The following is an 18,578-nucleotide window of genomic DNA, read 5'->3' on the forward strand; positions in this document are numbered from 1 at the left end:
TAAAGATAATTAAGAAGTCATTACAGTAAAAATGTAGTGACTTTTTTTATGTAATGGAGTTGAGTTTACATGCCAAAGAAACCATTAAAACCATGTAAGCAGCCAGGTTGTCCTAAACTTACTGAAGAAAAATATTGCTATGAACATAAAGCACTTCATATGAATGATAGAGCAAATGCAACATTGCGTGGTTATGATAGTAGATGGAGAGCAGCTAGAAATAGATTTTTAAAAGTTAATCCTTTGTGTGTTAAATGTAGAAAGGAAGATAAACTTACTAAAGCGACTGTTGTTGATCATATTAAACCACATCGAGGTGACAAGAATTTGTTTTGGGATCAGAGTAATTGGCAGTCGCTTTGTAAGACTTGTCATGATAAAAAGACTATGAGTGAAGATAGATATGAAGAATATAGATATAGATGAAAATTTTAATTGGACACTCATATGAGAGTGGCCAATTAAAATTCTATTTAAGAATAGAATTGATTGCAATTGTATCTAGTTCTTTAGTGTTTTTGCCAACATTTTTTAATAATATATTTTTTAATTCTGAAGAATTAAATCTTAGATAGTCGAATATCATTGATCTAGCTTCTTCAGCATTTAGCTTTAACTGGCGCGTAAATTTATCAGATATTGTAGTTACATTTACTTCAAGTTTTTCAGAAACTTCTTTAAGGGCTTTACTGTATATATCAATGTCTGATGCATTGGGGTTATTAGTTAAAAGTATTTTGATAGTGGTGATGGTAGCAAGGATTTGTTGAATTCTAGAACTACATTTAGATAATAGTTCTTCAGTTGAAGAGTTTTCAAGTGGATTTAATCTAATTTTTCCACTACTATAAACAATAAGTTCATATTTAGCTAAAATAGTATCCATGTTATAACCTCCATTGATTGAATAATTGATCAAATGATCTATGGATTTGAGTAAATGAAATTATTATCTTATAGCGCTTTCCATAAAGAGCTACCTAAGGATTTTACTCTGCCACTTTTTTGCAAAGAACTAAGACAGCCACGACAGTTATGGCGCTCATTTTTTGTGGTACAATTTGTCGCAATGTATAAATCTTGTAGATGGTATGTTGTACCAGGTACTAGCAAAGATTTTAAAATTTTAGTCATAAAAAAACCTCCTAATTTGTTTTAATACTTTTAAGTACGTACTTATGTATGTACTTATTATAATATATACATTAATATTATGCAACAAAAAGTTTAAAAAAATATGTAGGCAGGGGGGATTAAATCTCTAAAATGGGACGAGCTAAAGACCGCCGCCCCCTCTCGTGTGAATTTTCGCAGAATTTCATAAGGGGGGTACTAAGAAATCGCATAATAAAAAGTTGTAATTAAGTAACTGTGAAGGATGGCAGTTACTTTTTTTGTGCGCAAAAGTTTAGAAGAAAGGAGTAGCAGTGGTGAATGAATATCAAAAAGAAAAAATAAAAGAACTTAGACTTAAGGGAATGGGGTATAAAGCAATTGCAAAGGTATTGGGATTATCTAGAGATAGTGTGAGAGGCTTTTGTAGAAGAAATAATTTAGTTGGAAACAAAGCTGTTGTTGCTTTAAACATGGAAGTGAAACTTCAAAAAAATGAAATATGTAGTTATTGTAAGAAACCTATAAAACAAAAAAACAAAGGTAGGACATGTAAATTTTGTAGTAGTGAATGCAGATATAAATGGTGGAATGAAAATACTGACAAAAGAAATAGAAGCGAGAAAGCAATTTACAAATACACTTGTATTTATTGCAGCAAGAAGTTTATTGCTTATGGGAATAAAAGCAGAAAATACTGTAGTCATGATTGCTACATAAAGGATAGATTTTGGAGGGAAGAGGATGGAGTTTAAAAAGCTAAAAATAGATTTATTAATACCAGCAGAATACAATCCAAGAAAAAAGTTAAAACCAGGTGATGCTGAATTTGAAAAGATAAAAAATAGCATCAATGAATTTGGATATGTTGATCCGGTAATAGTGAATAAGGATTTAACAGTAATTGGAGGACATCAAAGAATATCTGTTTTAAAAGCTCTAGGCTGTGAAAAAATAGATTGTGTAGTTATTGATGTTGATAAAACCAAAGAAAAGGCTTTGAATATAGCTCTTAATAAAATTACTGGTGAATGGAATAAAGAACTACTTGCTGATTTGATTAAAGATCTTCAAGATTTAGATTATGATACATCATTCACAGGATTTGATCCACCAGAAATTGATGCATTATTTAATGAGCTGCATCCTAAAGGTGTGAAGGAAGATAACTTTGATGAAGCTCCACCAGAAAATCCAATATCAAAACAAAATGATATATGGATACTTGGAAGGCACAGATTAATTTGTGGTGATAGCACAAAGCTTGAAATTTATGAAAAATTAATGGAAGGTAAGAAAGCAAATCTTGTAGTAACAGATCCACCCTACAATGTTGATTATGAAGGTACAGCAGGAACTATACAAAATGATAATATGGATGATAAAAAATTTCATGAGTTTTTATTATCAGCTTATAAAGGAATGTATGAAAGTCTTGCAGATGGTGGTTCTATTTATGTATTTCATGCTGATAAAGAAACTGTTAATTTTAGAGCCGCATTTAAAGAAGCAGGTTTCTTTTGTCATCAAACATGTATATGGATAAAGAATTCTCCTGTACTTGGAAGATGTGATTATCAATATAATCATGAACCTGTACTTGTAGGATGGAAGCCTACAGCAGGCCATAAATTTTATGCTGATAGAAAACAAAGAACAACTTGGAATTTTGATAAGCCTACAAAATCTAAATACCACCCAACAATGAAACCAATAGCATTAGTTGCATATCCAATAACAAATTCAAGTCTAACTAATTCTATTGTACTTGATCCTTTTGGAGGAAGTGGTTCAACTCTTATTGCATGTGAGCAAACAGATAGAATTTGCTATACGATTGAACTAGATGAAAAGTATGCGGATGTTATTGTTAATAGATATATTGAACAAGTTGGTAATGATAATGCTGTGTATTTATTAAGAGATGGAGAAAAAATAAAATATAAAGATATAGTTAGATCTGTAGAAGAGGCGCTTTAAATAGTACCTTTTCTATTACAAATAAATATGCATTAATTGTCGTTAAAAACCTGTGTTTTTTCTTTAAATATAACTGGATAAGTGAACCTGTTAGAGCTAATATGTACACTAACAAAAGGGTATAAAATACCATTTAGGAGGTAAGGAAAATGAAAAACCAAACAATAGGTGTAGAAATTGAAATGACAGGAATAACAAAAGAAAAAGCAGCAGAGGTTACAGCAAACTTTTTAGAAGGAAGAGTTGCAAGAGAATACGATGGATATGATACCTACAGAATAATAACACCAGACGAAAGAGTCTGGAAGATCATGAATGACGCAAGCATAAAGACGATGAAAAATGTAAATGGAAAACTTAAAACAATAACAAGCAGAGATTACAGTGTTGAGCTAGTAACACCAATTTTAAATTATGAAGATATTGAAACTTTACAAGAATTAATAAGAAGACTTAGAAAAGCAGGAGCTGTAAGTGATAGCGAGTTTCAATGTGGCATACACGTTCATATAGGAGCAAAGAACCATACACCAAACACTTTGAAAAACTTGGTTAATCTAATGGCAGCAAAGGAAGATTTGATTTATAAAAGTTTAGAAATAGATCCATCAAGGGTAAGGTGGTGTAAAAAAGTAAATGAGAATTTAATAGAAACAATAAATAGGAAGAAGCCCAAAACATTAGAGCAGCTTGAAGATATTTGGTACAGCGGTTATGGAGTTGAAAATAGAGATAGGCATTACCATACAAGCAGATATCATGGACTTAACTTACATAGCACATTCACAAAAGGAACTATTGAATTTAGGCTTTTTAATGGAACATTACACGCAGGAAAAATAAGAAGCTACATTGTTTTATGTTTGGCAATAAGCCACCAAGCATTAAATCAAAAGAGTGCAAGCCCAAGAAGAACTTATACCAATAATGAGAAGTATACTTTTAGATGTTGGCTTTTAAGACTAGGGCTTATAGGGGATGAATTTAAAAATTGTAGAATGCATCTTATGAAATCATTAGATGGAAACTCAGCATGGAGGAATCCCAGTGTAGCTTAAAAAATATCCACAAGAGATAAAAGTCTCTTGTGGAAAACTTTAGAAAAAAATAAGGAGCTGTGAATTATTTTATGAAAGAAAAAATATATTGTGCTTATGGCTCAAATATGAATTTAGAACAAATGAGTCATCGATGCCCAAATGCAAAAGTTATAGGAAAAGGAAAACTTGAAAACTACAAGTTAACATTTAGAGGAGTTTATAAAGGGGTTGCAAATATAGAAGAGTGTGAAGATACAAGTGTACCAATTGTCTTATGGAATATAACTGATGAATGTGAAAATGCACTTGATGTTTATGAGGGATATCCGAGTTTGTATATTAAAAGAGAAGTTGAAGTTATAGTAGATGAACAATCGATAAAAGCTATGGCTTATATAATGGCGGATAGATATAAAGATATGGCTGCAATACCAACAGAATATTATTTTAATGTTATAGTAAAAGGATATGAAGATAATCAAATTGATTTAGAACCATTACAGATAGCTTATTCAGAATGTTTATCAAAAACAAAATAATTTAGATTTATATAGAGGGTCTATAAATAAATATAGGCTCTTTTCTTATAGTAAATTTTAAAGATAGGAGGTGGAACCTATGGCACAGAGAGGGAGAAAACCAAAACCTACAGCATTAAAGGTATTGGAAGGAAATCCAGGAAAGAGACAGCTTAATGTAGTTGAACCTAAGCCAAGAAATAAAGCGCCTAAATGCCCAACGTGGCTTGATGCAGAGGCAAAAAAGGAATGGAGGCGTCTGTCTAAACAACTTGAGGAACTTGGCGTTTTAACACAAGTTGATATGGCTGCATTTGCTGGATATTGTGAAGCATATTCAAGATGGAAAGAAGCAGAAGAATTTATATCAAAGCATGGAACAATAGTAAAAACACCTAGTGGTTATTGGCAACAGGTGCCACAGGTTTCAATTGCTCAAACTTATTTAAAGATAATGATTAAGTTTTGTGAACAGTTTGGACTTACACCATCTTCAAGAAGCAGAATTGTTGCAGATAAGAATGCAGATGAAGGTGAAGATCCTATGGAAATGATGCTTAGGGGGTAGGTTTAAATATGTTTGATGAAGGGAAAGCCAATAGAGCAGTAAGCTTTATTAATTGTTTAAAACACACTAAGGGCCAGTGGAGAGGAGTTCCTTTTGATTTATTACCATGGCAATATAAAATAATTAAAGATATCTATGGAACAGTTAAAGAAAATGGTTATAGGCAATACAATACTGCATATGTTGAAATACCAAAGAAAAATGGAAAGTCAGAGCTTGCAGCAGCTATAGCACTTCTTATGGCTTGTGGAGATAATGAATGGGGAGCTGAAGTTTATGGATGTGCATCAGATAGGCAGCAAGCATCTATAGTTTTTGATGTGGCTGTTGAAATGGTAGAACAATGCCCTGCACTTAAAAAAAGAATAAAACCAGTAATGTCTATGAAAAGATTAGTGTATAAACCTACTAATAGTTTTTATCAAGTTTTATCTGCTGAAGCTTATACAAAGCATGGTCTTAATGTTCATGCAGTTGTTTTTGATGAACTTCATGCACAGCCAAACAGAGATTTATTTGATGTTATGACCAAAGGTTCAGGAGATGCAAGGTTACAGCCATTATTCTTTTTAATAACTACAGCAGGTACAGATAGAAATTCAATATGCTTTGAACAACATCAAAAGGCTTTGGATATTATTGAGGGTAGAAAAATAGACCCAACTTTTTATCCAGTTATTTATGGAATAAATGATGATGACGATTGGAGTTTAGAAGAAAATTGGTATAAAGCTAATCCATCTCTTGGAGACACAATAGATATTGAAAAAGTTAGAAATGCTTATAATAGTGCAAAAGAAAATCCAGCAGAAGAAAATATATTTAGGCAGCTTAGATTAAACCAATGGGTAAAACAATCAACTAGATGGATGCCAATGCATATATGGGATGAGTGTAATTTTAATATAGATATAGATTCTTTAAGAGGCAGAGAATGTTATGGAGGACTTGACCTTTCAAGTACAACAGATATTACTGCTTTTGTTTTGGTTTTTCCACCACGAAATTCAGAAGAAAAGTATATTGTTTTACCTTACTTTTGGATACCAGAAGATAACTTAAAACTTAGAGTAAGAAGGGATCACGTTCCGTATGATGTTTGGGAGAAGCAAGGATTTATAAAAACAACTGAAGGAAATGTTGTCCACTATGGATTTATTGAAACTTTTATTGAAGAGTTAGGAACTAAATATAATATAAAAGAAATAGCTTTTGATAGATGGGGAGCAGTACAAATGGTACAAAATCTTGATGGTATGGGTTTTACAGTAGTTCCATTTGGGCAAGGGTATAAAGATATGTCTCCTCCATCTAAAGAATTAATGAAAATTACACTTGAAAAGAAAATATTACATGGAGGTAATCCTGTACTTAGATGGATGATGGATAATATTTATGTTAAGACAGATCCAGCAGGAAATATTAAACCTGATAAGGAAAAAAGTACCGAGAAGATTGATGGAGCTGTTGCTTTGATAATGGCTTTGGATAGGGCAATTAGAAATCAAGGAGATTGTGGAAGTGTTTATAATGAAAGGGGACTACTTATACTATAGGTGTACAGTGTGATGTGAAATATTTATAACATTTCACTTGTAAAAATTAGCAATGAGTTATATAATTATAACAAAAGTTATAAATATATAACAAGGAGCGATATTATGAATAAAACAATGAGTCTAAGAATAAAACAATTATTATTAAATGGAGTTATTGGTGTAGTTTGGATTGCATCGGGTATAATGCAACTTATCAAAGTAAATAGAACAGTGGAATTAATATTATCTGTTGTTTTTTTGATTAGTTTATGCATTACTTTTGTTCCGTATTTTGTAAAAACTGAAAGTGAAGATGAATTATCACAGCATAATATGGAAAAGGCAAGATCTATTGTATTGGAAATTCTAGTTTTAGGTATGACAACTTGTATATTAATATCTACAATTAGTAATAATATGTTAATTGATTTTAAAGCAGTGATGCTCTTATTGGCTGGTGTAGCTTATCTTTTAAAGTATATATTATTTATATATTATGAAAAGGTTGGTGATTGAGTATGGCAATACTAAGGACAAAAATTCATGAGCTGCGTAGACAGTTGAATATAAAACAAGATGAATTAGCAAAATTGGTAGGAGTAAGAAGAGAAACAATCGTTCATTTAGAAAATGAACGATATAACCCATCTTTAAAATTAGCTATGGATATTGCAAAAGTATTTGGTAAGTCTGTTGAAGAAGTATTTGAATTTGTAGATGAGGATGAATAAGAATTACACTAGAAATAAGATATTATAAAGGCGGATTAGAGGTATATTGTATTTATATAAAATGTAGCATGCGAAAAGCTTAGATTAATGATATCTTGTAGGGAGTTAAAGGATGAATCTAAGCAAGTGTTATAAGGTGTTTATTAGATTTGTATTTTTGTAGGAGGACAATTATGGATGAAGAATATTATACGAGATTTGGAATAAAAGCGAGTGGGGGATTGAACTTTCTGATTCGTTGCAATTTGAATATGAAAGAGTTATCTTATACATTTCAAAGTGCTATAGGAAGAGATTTGGATTATATTACAATACAATTGACAAATGACGATATAGAATCTATGAAACAGTATATTATAGCAAAGAATTTTGAAGAATATAGATATAAATCGAGACAACAAGAGTTACATCCATATTTGGATGGATGGACACTGGATTTTGAGGGGGTTACTGATTCTGGAATACCAATAATTCAACTATCAAGTGATGATTATGATTATGATATTCAACCTCCAGTTGAAAGATTATACGAATTTTTAATAAATAAATATTTTTCTAAGGATAAAAAGTACAAAAGTTATTATGGATAATAATTTATATATTGTATATTTTATGAAATAAAAATTACTTACGATATTATAGCATCTTACAACTAAGATGCTTTCTTTTATGTTTGTTTTAGGAGGTAGCCAAAATGAAAATACCTATAATATCAAAAATAAAACAATCTCGAGCAAGTCCTAAAAATGGTTTATGGGGAAGCACATATAGTTTCTTTTTTGGAAATACAACAAGCGGAAAGACAGTAAATGAAAGAACAGCAATGCAAACTACTGCAGTTTATGCATGTGTTAGAATACTTGCAGAAACTATAGCTTCACTTCCGCTACACACTTATAAACACACTGAAAATGGTAAAGAAAAAGCTATAGAGCATCCAATATATCATCTTCTTGCAGATGAACCAAATTTAGAGATGACTTCATTTGTGTTTAGAGAAACACTTATGAGTCATCTTTTATTATGGGGAAATGCATATGCACAGATTATTAGAGATGGAAGAGGAAATGTTATAGGTTTATATCCATTATTGCCAAATAAAATGACTGTTAATAGAGCAAGCAATGGAGAAATATATTATATTTATTCAAGATATACAGACGAAAATACTAATATATCTGGTTATGGTGATGTATATTTACAAAATCATGAGGTACTTCACATTCCAGGGTTAGGATTTGATGGTTTAGTTGGATATTCACCAATAGCAATGGCTAAAAATGCTGTTGGTATGTCTATTGCTTGTGAAGAATATGGTGCTAGTTTCTTTGCGAATGGGGCAAATCCAGGTGGTGTATTAGAACATCCAGGAGTAGTTAAAGATCCTGCAAGAGTTAGAGAAAGTTGGAATTCAGTATATCAAGGCACAGGAAATGCCCATAAAGTTGCAGTTCTTGAAGAAGGTATGAAATTTCAAAGTATAGGAATACCGCCAGAACAAGCACAGTTTTTAGAGACGAGAAAATTTCAGATTAATGAAATTGCTCGTCTTTTTCGTATACCTCCACATATGGTTGGAGATTTAGAAAAATCAAGTTTTTCTAATATAGAGCAGCAAAGTCTTGAATTTGTTAAATACACTTTAGATCCTTGGGTAATTAGATGGGAGCAAGCCATGAAAAAAGCTTTATTGTTACCAAGTGAAAAGAAAGACTATTTTATAAAGTTTAATGTAGATGGGTTACTCAGAGGTGATTATCAAAGCAGGATGAATGGTTATGCTACAGGAAGACAAAATGGATGGCTATCTAGTAATGATATTAGAGAACTTGAAAATCTCAATAAAATATCAGAAGAACTTGGGGGCGATTTATATTTAGTGAATGGAAATATGACTAAGCTTCAAGATGCGGGAGCATTTGCAAATAAAAATAATAGTAGATTGGAGAATAGTAATGAGTAAAAAGTTTTGGAACTGGGTGAAGAATGAAGAAAGCAGAACACTTTATTTTGATGGATATATTGCACAAGATAGCTGGTTTGATGATGATATTACACCAAAGCAGTTTAAATCCGAACTTACATCTTCAGATGGAGATGTAATTGTATGGATTAATTCTCCAGGCGGTGATGTTTTTGCAGCAAGCCAAATATACAATATGTTAAAAGAATATAACGGAAAAGTAACAGTAAAGATTGATGGGATAGCAGCTAGTGCAGCTTCAGTGATTGCTATGGCAGGTTCAGAAATATTAATGTCACCAGTTGCGATGATGATGATTCATAATCCAGCTACAGTTATATTTGGTGAAGCATCTGATTTTAAAAGTGGAATTGATATGTTGTCAGAAGTTAAGGAAAGCATAGTAAATGCATATGAAAAAAAAACAAGACTTGCTAGAAATAAAATATCAAAAATGATGGATGCAGAAACCTGGTTTAGCGCTAATAAAGCAGTTGAACTAGGATTTGCAGATAAAGTTTTATATGAAGAAAATATTCAGGATACTAATGAAGGATTTATATTTGATAAAGTTACAGTAACTAATGCATTAATGAGAAAAATACCAAATTCAGCACATGATAAAGCTGAAAAAGAAATACCATATGAACAATTATTACAAAGATTAAATCTTATAAAATAATAAATGGAGGAATGTAAATGAGTAAAATATTAGAACTTAGAGAAAAAAGAGCAAAGTTATGGGACAGTACAAAATCATTTTTAGATAGCAGGAGAAATGAAAGAGGATTATTATCCGGAGAAGATACAGCGACTTATGAAAAGATGGAAGGTGAAGTTGTAGATCTAGGAAAAGAAATTGAGAGACTTGAACACCAAGCAGTAATAGATTTAGAACTTTCAAAACCAATATCAACACCTATAACTAATATTCCAAATGCAAATTTAGGAGAAGAAAAAACAGGCAGATCAACAAATGAGTATAAAAAAGCTTTCTGGAATTCAATGAGAAATAAAAATCATATGAATTTACAAAATGCATTACAAGTTGGAACAGATAGTGAAGGAGGATATTTAGCACCAGACGAATTTGAAAAAACATTAATTGAAAGTTTGTTAGAACAAAATATATTTAGACAGCTTGCAAATGTGGTTACTACATCTTCAGGAGATAAGAAAATACCAGTTGTTGCAACTAAAGGTACTGCATCTTGGGTAGATGAAGAAGGAGCAATTCCTGAAAGTGATGATTCATTTGGTCAAGTTTCAATAGGAGCATATAAGTTAGCTACTATGATTAAGGTTTCAGAAGAATTACTTAATGATAGTGTTTTTAATTTAGAAAGCTATATTGCTAAAGAATTTGCAAGAAGAATTGGAGCTAAGGAAGAAGAAGCTTTCTTTATTGGCGATGGTACTGGAAAGCCAACAGGAATATTTAATGAAATTGGTGGAGGTTTAGTTGGAGTAACAGCAGCAAGTGCAACAGCTATTACTTTAGATGAGATTATGGATTTATTTTATTCTCTTAGTTCACCATATAGAAAAAATGCAGTTTTTACAATGAATGATGCAACCGTAAAAGCAATAAGAAAACTTAAAGATGGAAATGGACAATATATTTGGCAGCCATCATTAACAGCAGGTACACCAGATACTATATTAAATAGGCCAGTGAAAACTTCATCATATGTTCCTACTTTAGGGGCAGGAAATAAAGCAATAGCTTTTGGTGATTTCAGTTATTATTGGGTTGCAGATAGACAAGGAAGATCATTTCAAAGGTTAAACGAATTATATGCAGCAACAGGTCAAATTGGCTTTAAAGCAACTCAAAGAGTTGACGGTAAGTTAGTATTGGGTGAAGCTGTAAAAGTATTACAGATGAAATTATCATAAAGTTAAGAGGTGAGTGTATGATTATTTCGCTTGAAGAAACAAAGTTATTTTTAAGAGTTGATAGTGGTGAAGAAGATACACTCATCACTAATTTTATAATAGTAGCAGAAGATATATGTCAAGGAATTATTAGATATGAATTAACTGAATTTGAAAATATACCAGAATGTATAAGGCAATCTATTTTATATGCAGTTGTTAATATGTATGAGCAAAGAGAAAACTTTGATGTGAAAAATGTTATTGAAACTATGACAAGACTTTTATTTTCTTATAGAAAAGATAGCTGGTGATAATTATGATGATTGGAGATTTAAAACATAGAATAACATTTCAAATATTAGTAACAACAAATAATAAAAATGGATTTGAAGAAGAAATATGGAAAGAATACAAAACAGTGTGGGCATCAGCTTCTAATTTATCTGGGAGAGAATATTATCAAGCAGCAGCAATTCATGCAGAAAAAACAGTAAAGTTTATGATTAGATATATTAATGATATAGATGAATCTATGAGGATTTTATTTAATCAAAGTTTATATGATATAACAGCAATTGATAATGTGAAATATGAAAACAAATATATTGAAATAAAAGCATTGGAGGTAGAAGATAGTGGCTGATATTGAACTTGAAGGTGTTGATGAAATATTAAACAAGCTTCAGCAAATTGGGAATAATATAAGCAGATTAGAAAATAAAGCTCTAAAAAATGCAGCACAGCCAGTTTTAGATGATGCTAAATCAAGTAATGCCTTTAATGATAGAAGTGGTAATCTTAGAAAAAATCTTAAAATAAGTAGTATTAAAAGTAAGGAAGGTATGAAGTATGTTCTTGTCGGAATAGATAAAAGTGATAATTCAAAAATATATTATGGTAAGTTTTTAGAATTTGGAACTTCTAAAATGTCAGCAAAACCTTTTATGCAGCCAGCTTATGAGAAAAATAAGGATAATATACAGAAAACCATAGCTGAAACTTTAAAGGAGGGCTTGAAGTGATAAATAATTTAATTATTAATACATTGAATCCTTTAAAAATTCCAGTTTCATTTCAAAAATATAGTGGCAAAGAAAACACATATATAACCTTCTTTAATTATTTAGAGAAAGGTGAACAATATGCTGATAATGAAGAAAAGGTAACAGGATACTATATCCAAGTAGATTTATGGAGTAAAAAAGATTATACACAAATAGTAAAAGATATAGAAGATAAGATGAAAGCCGCAGGATTTATAAGAAGTTCTGCGGCTGATTTATTTGAAGAAGATACTAAAATTTATCATAAAACAATGCGATTTAATATGAATATTGAGGGGAGGAATTAGTATATGTCAGGGGTTGTTAATAGTGCACCAGTAGGAGTAGAAAATTTAGTATATGCAATATTAAATGATGAAACCACACCAGATTATGAAATACCAGCATTTATTTCACCAGCTATAAATGTAAAAATCAATCCAAAGAGTAATTCAGATACTTTATATGCTGATAATAGAGCTGTAGAAACAGTATCAAGTTTAGGAGAAGTTGAAGTAGAAATAGAAACTCAGGATTTGCCACTAGAGATTCAATCAGCACTTTTAGGGCATAATTTAGATGCGGAAACCAAAGTAATGTGTTATGAAGCAAATGATATAGCACCTTATGTAGCACTTGGATTTAAAGTAAAGAAAGCAAATGGTAAATACAGATATGCATGGCTTCTTAAAGGAAAATTTAGTGAGCCAGAAGAAGAACATTCAACTCAGGAAGATAAAACAAAATTCCAAACACCAAAACTTAAAGGAACATTTTTAACAAGAGCAGATGGAAGGTGGAAGTATACTGCTGATGAAGATAGTGGTTTTAAAGGTGGATCTACTTGGTTTACCAAAGTATATGAAAAGGCAGTAACTCAAGAAAGTCAGGAGGGGTAATTAATGGATATAGTTTTAAATGATAGAACTTATGTAATGCCAAAAGTAAAAACAAGAATGCTTAGAAAAGCTGTTGAAGTAAATGAAAAAATAGATTTCAATAATTTAAAGACAAAAGATTTAGATGAATTAATTGATTTTGTTGTTGATTTATATGGAAATCAGTTTACTAGAGATGAATTCTATGATGAGCTTGATGCAGACAAACTTATTGAAACTCTGAATAGTAGTATAAATGGAATAGTAGGAACAATGACAGACAAATTAAATGAGTTCCCAAAAAATTAAGCGGAGAAGCAGAAGAAAAGCTATCTCCGCTTGATTTTATTAAAGAAATATATTCAAATCTTTTAGAGCAAGGGTGGACATTAAACGATGTTGATGAAATGGATATATTTTTTTATTTTGATATTTTAATTTACAGAGCAATTAAAGAATATAACAAAAATTTAGATACAGTCTTAAATATACTATAAAAGGTGGTGAGAGAGTATGGCAGAAGAGCTAGGAAGTTTAGCAGTCAAAATAGGTCTTGATTCAAGTGGATTTCAAAATGGGATAAGCAGCATAAATAGAAATCTTAGAGTTTTAGATAGTGAATTTAAAGCTAATACTTCAGCACTTGGAGAAAATGCAAAAGGGCTTGATGGGTTAAAGATAAAGTCAGAAAATCTTGCCAAACAAATGGAGCTTCAAAAACAAAAAGTAAGTGCATTAGAGCAGGCGTATAGTAAAAGTGCACAAGTAAAAGGAAAAGATAGCGAAGCAACTCAAGCTCTTGAAATAAAGCTAAATAAAGCAAAGCAAACTCTCTCACAAATGGAAACTGAACTTTCAAAAACTAATAAAGAAATAGATACTCAAAGTAATAAATGGAATTCATTAAGCAAAAACCTTGAAGGTGTAGGGAATAAAATGAAAACTGTTGGAGAGGGTTTATCAGGTGTAGGTAATAAACTCTCAATAGGAGTAACAGCACCATTAGTTGCTGCAGGTACAGCAAGTGTAAAATTAGCATCAGATATGAATGAAAGTTTGAATAAAGTTGAAGTCGCATTTGGAAATGTAAATAATAAAGTAAAAGATTGGTCTAGTACAACACTTAAAAGTTATGGACTTGCTAAAGGAACAGCCCTTGATATGGCGGCACTTTATGGTGATATGGCAACAAGTATGGGGCTGACTCAAGATGAAGCAGCAAAAATGTCAATGTCTTTAGTTGGTTTAGCTGGAGATTTATCAAGCTTTAAAAATATTGATATAAAGCAGGCTGAACAAGCACTTAATGGAATATTTACAGGAGAAACTGAAAGTTTAAAAATGCTAGGTGTAGTTATGACTGATGCAAACCTTCAACAATATGCATATAGTAAAGGCATTGATAAGAAAACTCAAAGTATGACAGAAGCAGAAAAGGTACAATTAAGATATAACTATGTTTTAGAAAAGACAAAGAATGCTCATGGAGATTTTGAGCGAACAAGCGGTGGAACTGCTAATCAAATGAGAATATTCCAAGAAAGCTTAAAAGAATTAGGTGCAACAATGGGACAAAATTTACTACCAGTTATTACACCTATAATTATAAAAATAAATGAATGGATACAAGCCTTTGGAAATTTAGATCCAGGTATGCAAAAAATAATAATTGTAATTGCAGCATTAGCTGCTGCTGTAGGACCGGTACTTTCTTTGGTAGGTAATATGATAACTGTTGGTAGCTCTATAATAAGTGTATTTGGAAGTATAAGTTCTGCTATTGGAGCTGCTGGTGGTGCAATGACACTTCTAACAGGACCAGTAGGAATTGCAATAGCTGTAATTGCTGGATTAGTTGCTATAGGAATAGCTTTATATAGTAACTGGGATACAATAAAAGTTAAGGCACAGGAATTATGGAATAATATAGTTTTAACATTTGAAAATATAAAAGAATCTATTTCAATGGCATGGGAAAATGTAAAAACGGCTACAGTAAATGCATGGGAGAATTTAAAGAATACAATAAATTTAGGATTAGAAAATATAAAAAGCTTTTTGGAGCCAGCCTTAGAATTTTATAAGACTATTTTTCAAAATGCATGGGAAATTATAAAAAATATTGTTTTAGGTTTTGTTCTTATAGTTCTTGACATAGTTACAGGAAATTTTACTAAATTAAAAACTGATATAGAAAATATATGGAATAATATAAAAACTTCATTAACTAATATATTTGAAACTATAAAAAATGTAGCATTAAATGCATGGACTAAGTTAAAGGAGACAGTAATAAATCTTTGTAATAACATAAAAGAAAGTGTGATTAATATATGGAACAGTATATTAACTTGGTTTTCAGAGCTGCCAGCTAAACTATATAATTATGGATCAAGTATGTTTATAAAAATGAAAGATGGAATATCAAGTACAATAGGTAATGTCAAAACTGCCATAGAAACAGGAATAAATAGTGCTTTAAAGTTTCTAGCGAGTCTACCAAGTAAGGCGTGGGAGTATGGTGCAGATTTTGTTAATGGTATAGTTAAAGGAATTAAATCATCTATTGGAAAAGTAAAAGATGCAGTAAGTGATGTTGCAGATACAATAAGAAGTTATCTGCATTTTTCAGTTCCGGATGTAGGACCACTTACTGATTATGAAAGCTGGATGCCAGATTTTATGTCAGGACTTGCAGATGGGATAAATAAAAGTAAAAGTGTAGTTACTGATGCTATAAATAAATTATCTTTAGATATGAATGTAAGTACCAGTTTACAAAATACATCAGCACCAAATAACGGAAATTCAAGGCAGAGCAAAGAATCTAATAGTCCAAATGGATTTATAATTAAAATAGAAAATTTTATTAATAATACAGAAAAAGATATAGAGCAGCTTGCGTATGAATTAGAATTTTATAGGCAGAGAATCACTATTGGAAGAGGTGGAGAATAGATGTTTAGTTTTAATTTTAGAGGTAAAAATAGCTTTTCAGATTATGGAATATATATTTCTAAAAGACCATCTATACCATCTCCAGAAAGAAGAATCACTAATGTTGTTATTCCAGGTAAGAGTTCAAGCTTTAGATTTGATGAAAATACTTATGAGGATATTACTATTAGTGTGGAGTGTTCAATTAAAGATTCAATATTGCCAGATAAAATAGATGAAATAAAAAAATGGTTATTATCAAATGGAGAAAGCGATTTAATTTTTAGTAATCAAAATAATAAAAAATATATTGCTCAAGTAGTTAATGTAATAGATTTCACACAAGTTCTAAAGTATATTTCACAATTTGTTATAGTTTTTAATTGCAGACCTTTTAAGTATGAAACTGAAAGTAACATTATTGAGGTAACAGAACACGAAAGCCTAATCAATCCAGGAAGTATATATTCAGAACCCGTAATTAAGATATTTGGCAGTGGGGATATTAGTTTTACTATTAATTCAGAAATTATAAAGCTAAAAGATGTTAAAGACCATATTATTTTAGATACAGTTCAGCAAAATTGTTATAACGAAGCAGTAGATAATTTAAATAATAAGATGAGTGGTGAATTTCCTATTTTAGAAGTAGGGGAAAATAACATATCATGGACAGGAGTAGTTTCCAAGGTGGAAGTAATTCCAAATTGGAGGTGGCTATAATTGATATGCATATATGATAAGAAAACCATTAAAGGTAATTTTGATAATAATGGACTTGGAGTTTTAAATGAATTAATTGTAGGTGAAGTTACAGAAGAGTTAAATGGTCAATATTATTTAGAAATTGAATATCCGGCAAATTCAAAGAAATCAATATACTTTAAAGAGTTCAACATAATAAAAGCTGATGAACAATTATTTAGAATTTATAAAGTTGAAAAAGTACAAGATATAGATAAAAGAATAAAGGTATATGCAAATCATATATATTATGATTTAGCTAACTATTTTATTGAGGATGAAAGACCAACAAATGCTTCAGTAAAAACAGCGATGCAAAAAGCTATGATAAGCGATTTACCTACAATATATACTGTTGATAGTGATATTATTATTGCCAATACTTTATATATGGTAGAGATGAGTCCTGCTGAAGCTATGTTTAAGATAATAGATAGATGGGGACAAGGTGAATTAATTAGAGACAATTATGATATAAAAATACTAAAGCAGAGGGGAAAAGATAACGGTGTACTTATCAAATATGGTAAGAATATTAATGGGTTAAAAATAACTATAGATACTACTAATGTGGTTACAAAATTATATCCTAAAGGAGCTAATGGAATAAAGCTTACTGAAAAGTATATTAATGTACTCAATTGGGATAGCGACTTATACCCACCATTTCCTATAATAAAGAAAGTTGAATTAAAGGAAGCAGCAGATGAAGTTACATTAAGAAAAATGGCATCAGAGTTAGCTGAAACAATAGGATTAAGTTCAATTAATATACAAGTTGATTTTATTGAATTAAGCAAAAGTAATGAGTATTCAAAATTTAAAGATTTAGAGAAAGTAAATATAGGTGACATTGTAACTGTTAGACATAGAGAGTTTAATATTGATGTTAAGGTGAAAGTTATAAAAGTAAAAAAAGATTTACTTACTGGCATCAATACAAAAGTAGAATTAGGACAGCCACTAGGTAATTTTCTGAAATCAATAGATCCATCAGCAATAATAAAAACAGCTACAGATGAGTTAGGAAATCAAGTTGCTAAGGTATTAACTTCTATGATGTACTACGCCAATCCAATAATACTAAATATTAGTACTACAGAAATTCAGCCTATGTATTTAGGGGTAAGTGCAGTAGCAAATACTAATTTATCTTTAAATTTAGCAATAAGCTGTAATGCAAGTAGTGAATGTACTTTGACAATTAAGATAGAGTTAGATAATGTCGAAATAGTATTCAAGCCTAAGCAAAAACTGAAACAAGGTGATAATGTTATAGGGATACCATTAGGAATACCACAAGTAAATCAAGGAGCACATTATGTAGGAATATATTTAAAGGTTGATACAGGAACAGTAACCATACCTATATATAATATGCAATGTATGATAGATGGAAGAAATCTTCAAGGTGGATTAAGTGCAGAGCCAGCTCATGCAGAGTGTTTTGAAAAAATAGAAATCATTGATATTAATAAGCTATATATTAATAAAGTTAATCATTATTTTAGAGATATAAACTTACAAGAGACAAGTACAAAGTTATTTACTAGTAGCATAGGTTTCGATACAACAGAAATAATTGGAGAAAAGGAAATCTTCACAGAAGTAAATATAACTATGGAATAAAAATATAAGAGGAGG

At 30.7% G+C, this 18,578-nt stretch carries 23 protein-coding genes; 22 read left to right on the forward strand and 1 reads right to left on the reverse strand.

Annotated features, from left to right (window positions below; genetic code table 11):
* Positions 1 to 69 precede the first annotated feature (69 nt).
* Positions 70 to 426, forward strand: a complete 357-nt coding sequence (locus BN2920_RS04695; protein WP_058293868.1) for an HNH endonuclease — start codon at positions 70 to 72, stop codon at positions 424 to 426.
* 43 nt (positions 427 to 469) lie between these two features.
* Here the strand turns inward: BN2920_RS04695 and BN2920_RS04700 are convergent, their stop codons facing one another.
* A complete protein-coding gene (locus BN2920_RS04700) occupies positions 470 to 886 on the reverse strand; it encodes a hypothetical protein (protein WP_058293869.1) in 417 nt (138 codons plus the stop codon).
* Between the two features lie 544 nt (positions 887 to 1,430).
* Here BN2920_RS04700 and BN2920_RS04710 point away from each other — a divergent pair.
* From BN2920_RS04710 to BN2920_RS04810, 21 genes are all read left to right on the forward strand, one after another.
* Positions 1,431 to 1,868 (forward strand): helix-turn-helix domain-containing protein, encoded by a 438-nt coding sequence (locus BN2920_RS04710; protein WP_097919295.1) that lies wholly within the window; start codon positions 1,431 to 1,433, stop codon positions 1,866 to 1,868.
* Complete coding sequence (locus BN2920_RS04715) at positions 1,858 to 3,093, forward strand: site-specific DNA-methyltransferase (protein WP_058293871.1); 1,236 nt, start codon at positions 1,858 to 1,860, stop codon at positions 3,091 to 3,093. Before BN2920_RS04710 ends, BN2920_RS04715 begins: the two co-directional genes overlap by 11 nt.
* Positions 3,094 to 3,242: 149 nt before the next feature.
* Entirely contained in the window at positions 3,243 to 4,151 is a 909-nt protein-coding gene (locus BN2920_RS04720; RefSeq protein WP_058293872.1) for an amidoligase family protein, read from the forward strand.
* Positions 4,152 to 4,222: 71 nt separating this feature from the next.
* Entirely contained in the window at positions 4,223 to 4,672 is a 450-nt protein-coding gene (locus tag BN2920_RS04725; RefSeq protein WP_058293873.1) for a gamma-glutamylcyclotransferase family protein, read from the forward strand.
* Positions 4,673 to 4,751: 79 nt separating this feature from the next.
* Positions 4,752 to 5,219, forward strand: coding sequence for a phage terminase small subunit P27 family (locus BN2920_RS04730; RefSeq protein WP_058293874.1), 468 nt, complete (start codon positions 4,752 to 4,754; stop codon positions 5,217 to 5,219).
* Between the two features lie 8 nt (positions 5,220 to 5,227).
* Positions 5,228 to 6,775 (forward strand): terminase large subunit, encoded by a 1,548-nt coding sequence (locus tag BN2920_RS04735; protein WP_058293875.1) that lies wholly within the window; start codon positions 5,228 to 5,230, stop codon positions 6,773 to 6,775.
* 105 nt (positions 6,776 to 6,880) lie between these two features.
* Entirely contained in the window at positions 6,881 to 7,273 is a 393-nt protein-coding gene (locus tag BN2920_RS04740) for a hypothetical protein (protein WP_058293876.1), read from the forward strand.
* A 2-nt stretch (positions 7,274 to 7,275) separates the two neighbouring features.
* Positions 7,276 to 7,488, forward strand: a complete 213-nt coding sequence (locus tag BN2920_RS04745) for a helix-turn-helix transcriptional regulator (protein WP_058293877.1) — start codon at positions 7,276 to 7,278, stop codon at positions 7,486 to 7,488.
* A gap of 173 nt (positions 7,489 to 7,661) precedes the next feature.
* A complete protein-coding gene (locus tag BN2920_RS04750) occupies positions 7,662 to 8,078 on the forward strand; it encodes a hypothetical protein (protein ID WP_058293878.1) in 417 nt (138 codons plus the stop codon).
* A gap of 104 nt (positions 8,079 to 8,182) precedes the next feature.
* Positions 8,183 to 9,451 carry a phage portal protein gene (locus BN2920_RS04755; RefSeq protein WP_374116943.1) on the forward strand — a complete coding sequence of 423 codons (1,269 nt, stop codon included), beginning with the start codon at positions 8,183 to 8,185 and terminating at the stop codon, positions 9,449 to 9,451.
* Entirely contained in the window at positions 9,444 to 10,133 is a 690-nt protein-coding gene (locus BN2920_RS04760; protein WP_058293879.1) for a head maturation protease, ClpP-related, read from the forward strand. Before BN2920_RS04755 ends, BN2920_RS04760 begins: the two co-directional genes overlap by 8 nt.
* A 17-nt stretch (positions 10,134 to 10,150) precedes the next feature.
* A complete protein-coding gene (locus BN2920_RS04765) occupies positions 10,151 to 11,350 on the forward strand; it encodes a phage major capsid protein (RefSeq protein WP_058293880.1) in 1,200 nt (399 codons plus the stop codon).
* 17 nt (positions 11,351 to 11,367) lie between these two features.
* A complete protein-coding gene (locus tag BN2920_RS04770) occupies positions 11,368 to 11,643 on the forward strand; it encodes a head-tail connector protein (RefSeq protein WP_058293881.1) in 276 nt (91 codons plus the stop codon).
* 5 nt (positions 11,644 to 11,648) lie between these two features.
* A complete protein-coding gene (locus BN2920_RS04775) occupies positions 11,649 to 11,975 on the forward strand; it encodes a phage head closure protein (protein ID WP_058293882.1) in 327 nt (108 codons plus the stop codon).
* Positions 11,968 to 12,354, forward strand: a complete 387-nt coding sequence (locus BN2920_RS04780; protein ID WP_058293883.1) for an HK97-gp10 family putative phage morphogenesis protein — start codon at positions 11,968 to 11,970, stop codon at positions 12,352 to 12,354. The genes BN2920_RS04775 and BN2920_RS04780 overlap by 8 nt, the downstream gene beginning before the upstream one ends.
* Positions 12,351 to 12,683, forward strand: a complete 333-nt coding sequence (locus BN2920_RS04785) for a hypothetical protein (RefSeq protein ID WP_058293884.1) — start codon at positions 12,351 to 12,353, stop codon at positions 12,681 to 12,683. The genes BN2920_RS04780 and BN2920_RS04785 overlap by 4 nt, the downstream gene beginning before the upstream one ends.
* Positions 12,684 to 12,686: 3 nt before the next feature.
* Positions 12,687 to 13,274 (forward strand): major tail protein, encoded by a 588-nt coding sequence (locus tag BN2920_RS04790; protein WP_058293885.1) that lies wholly within the window; start codon positions 12,687 to 12,689, stop codon positions 13,272 to 13,274.
* Between the two features lie 3 nt (positions 13,275 to 13,277).
* The gene (gpG, locus tag BN2920_RS04795) at positions 13,278 to 13,562 is read left to right on the forward strand and encodes a phage tail assembly chaperone G (protein WP_058293886.1); all 285 of its coding nucleotides are present in this window, start codon (positions 13,278 to 13,280) and stop codon (positions 13,560 to 13,562) included.
* Positions 13,563 to 13,766: 204 nt separating this feature from the next.
* Complete coding sequence (locus BN2920_RS04800) at positions 13,767 to 16,211, forward strand: hypothetical protein (RefSeq protein ID WP_058293887.1); 2,445 nt, start codon at positions 13,767 to 13,769, stop codon at positions 16,209 to 16,211.
* Positions 16,212 to 16,913 (forward strand): distal tail protein Dit, encoded by a 702-nt coding sequence (locus tag BN2920_RS04805; RefSeq protein WP_058293888.1) that lies wholly within the window; start codon positions 16,212 to 16,214, stop codon positions 16,911 to 16,913.
* Positions 16,914 to 18,563, forward strand: coding sequence for a phage tail spike protein (locus BN2920_RS04810; protein WP_058293889.1), 1,650 nt, complete (start codon positions 16,914 to 16,916; stop codon positions 18,561 to 18,563).
* Positions 18,564 to 18,578: the final 15 nt, after the last annotated feature.

This window comes from Clostridium neonatale (assembly GCF_001458595.1).
GTDB classification, from domain to species: Bacteria; Bacillota; Clostridia; order Clostridiales; family Clostridiaceae; genus Clostridium; species Clostridium neonatale.

What these genes read in the sequence shown, in the direction of transcription:
- BN2920_RS04755 (WP_374116943.1), top strand. Translation starts at nt 8,183, where the DNA reads ATGAAAATACCTATAATATCAAAAATAAAACAATCTCGAGCAAGTCCT.
- BN2920_RS04770 (WP_058293881.1), top strand. Translation starts at nt 11,368, where the DNA reads ATGATTATTTCGCTTGAAGAAACAAAGTTATTTTTAAGAGTTGATAGT.
- BN2920_RS04800 (WP_058293887.1), top strand. Translation starts at nt 13,767, where the DNA reads ATGGCAGAAGAGCTAGGAAGTTTAGCAGTCAAAATAGGTCTTGATTCA.
- BN2920_RS04730 (WP_058293874.1), top strand. Translation starts at nt 4,752, where the DNA reads ATGGCACAGAGAGGGAGAAAACCAAAACCTACAGCATTAAAGGTATTG.
- BN2920_RS04745 (WP_058293877.1), top strand. Translation starts at nt 7,276, where the DNA reads ATGGCAATACTAAGGACAAAAATTCATGAGCTGCGTAGACAGTTGAAT.
- BN2920_RS04790 (WP_058293885.1), top strand. Translation starts at nt 12,687, where the DNA reads ATGTCAGGGGTTGTTAATAGTGCACCAGTAGGAGTAGAAAATTTAGTA.
- BN2920_RS04715 (WP_058293871.1), top strand. Translation starts at nt 1,858, where the DNA reads ATGGAGTTTAAAAAGCTAAAAATAGATTTATTAATACCAGCAGAATAC.
- BN2920_RS04740 (WP_058293876.1), top strand. Translation starts at nt 6,881, where the DNA reads ATGAATAAAACAATGAGTCTAAGAATAAAACAATTATTATTAAATGGA.
- BN2920_RS04765 (WP_058293880.1), top strand. Translation starts at nt 10,151, where the DNA reads ATGAGTAAAATATTAGAACTTAGAGAAAAAAGAGCAAAGTTATGGGAC.
- BN2920_RS04760 (WP_058293879.1), top strand. Translation starts at nt 9,444, where the DNA reads ATGAGTAAAAAGTTTTGGAACTGGGTGAAGAATGAAGAAAGCAGAACA.
- BN2920_RS04750 (WP_058293878.1), top strand. Translation starts at nt 7,662, where the DNA reads ATGGATGAAGAATATTATACGAGATTTGGAATAAAAGCGAGTGGGGGA.
- BN2920_RS04805 (WP_058293888.1), top strand. Translation starts at nt 16,212, where the DNA reads ATGTTTAGTTTTAATTTTAGAGGTAAAAATAGCTTTTCAGATTATGGA.
- BN2920_RS04775 (WP_058293882.1), top strand. Translation starts at nt 11,649, where the DNA reads ATGATGATTGGAGATTTAAAACATAGAATAACATTTCAAATATTAGTA.
- BN2920_RS04735 (WP_058293875.1), top strand. Translation starts at nt 5,228, where the DNA reads ATGTTTGATGAAGGGAAAGCCAATAGAGCAGTAAGCTTTATTAATTGT.
- BN2920_RS04695 (WP_058293868.1), top strand. Translation starts at nt 70, where the DNA reads ATGCCAAAGAAACCATTAAAACCATGTAAGCAGCCAGGTTGTCCTAAA.
- BN2920_RS04720 (WP_058293872.1), top strand. Translation starts at nt 3,243, where the DNA reads ATGAAAAACCAAACAATAGGTGTAGAAATTGAAATGACAGGAATAACA.
- gpG (WP_058293886.1), top strand. Translation starts at nt 13,278, where the DNA reads ATGGATATAGTTTTAAATGATAGAACTTATGTAATGCCAAAAGTAAAA.
- BN2920_RS04700 (WP_058293869.1), bottom strand. Translation starts at nt 886, where the DNA reads ATGGATACTATTTTAGCTAAATATGAACTTATTGTTTATAGTAGTGGA.
- BN2920_RS04725 (WP_058293873.1), top strand. Translation starts at nt 4,223, where the DNA reads ATGAAAGAAAAAATATATTGTGCTTATGGCTCAAATATGAATTTAGAA.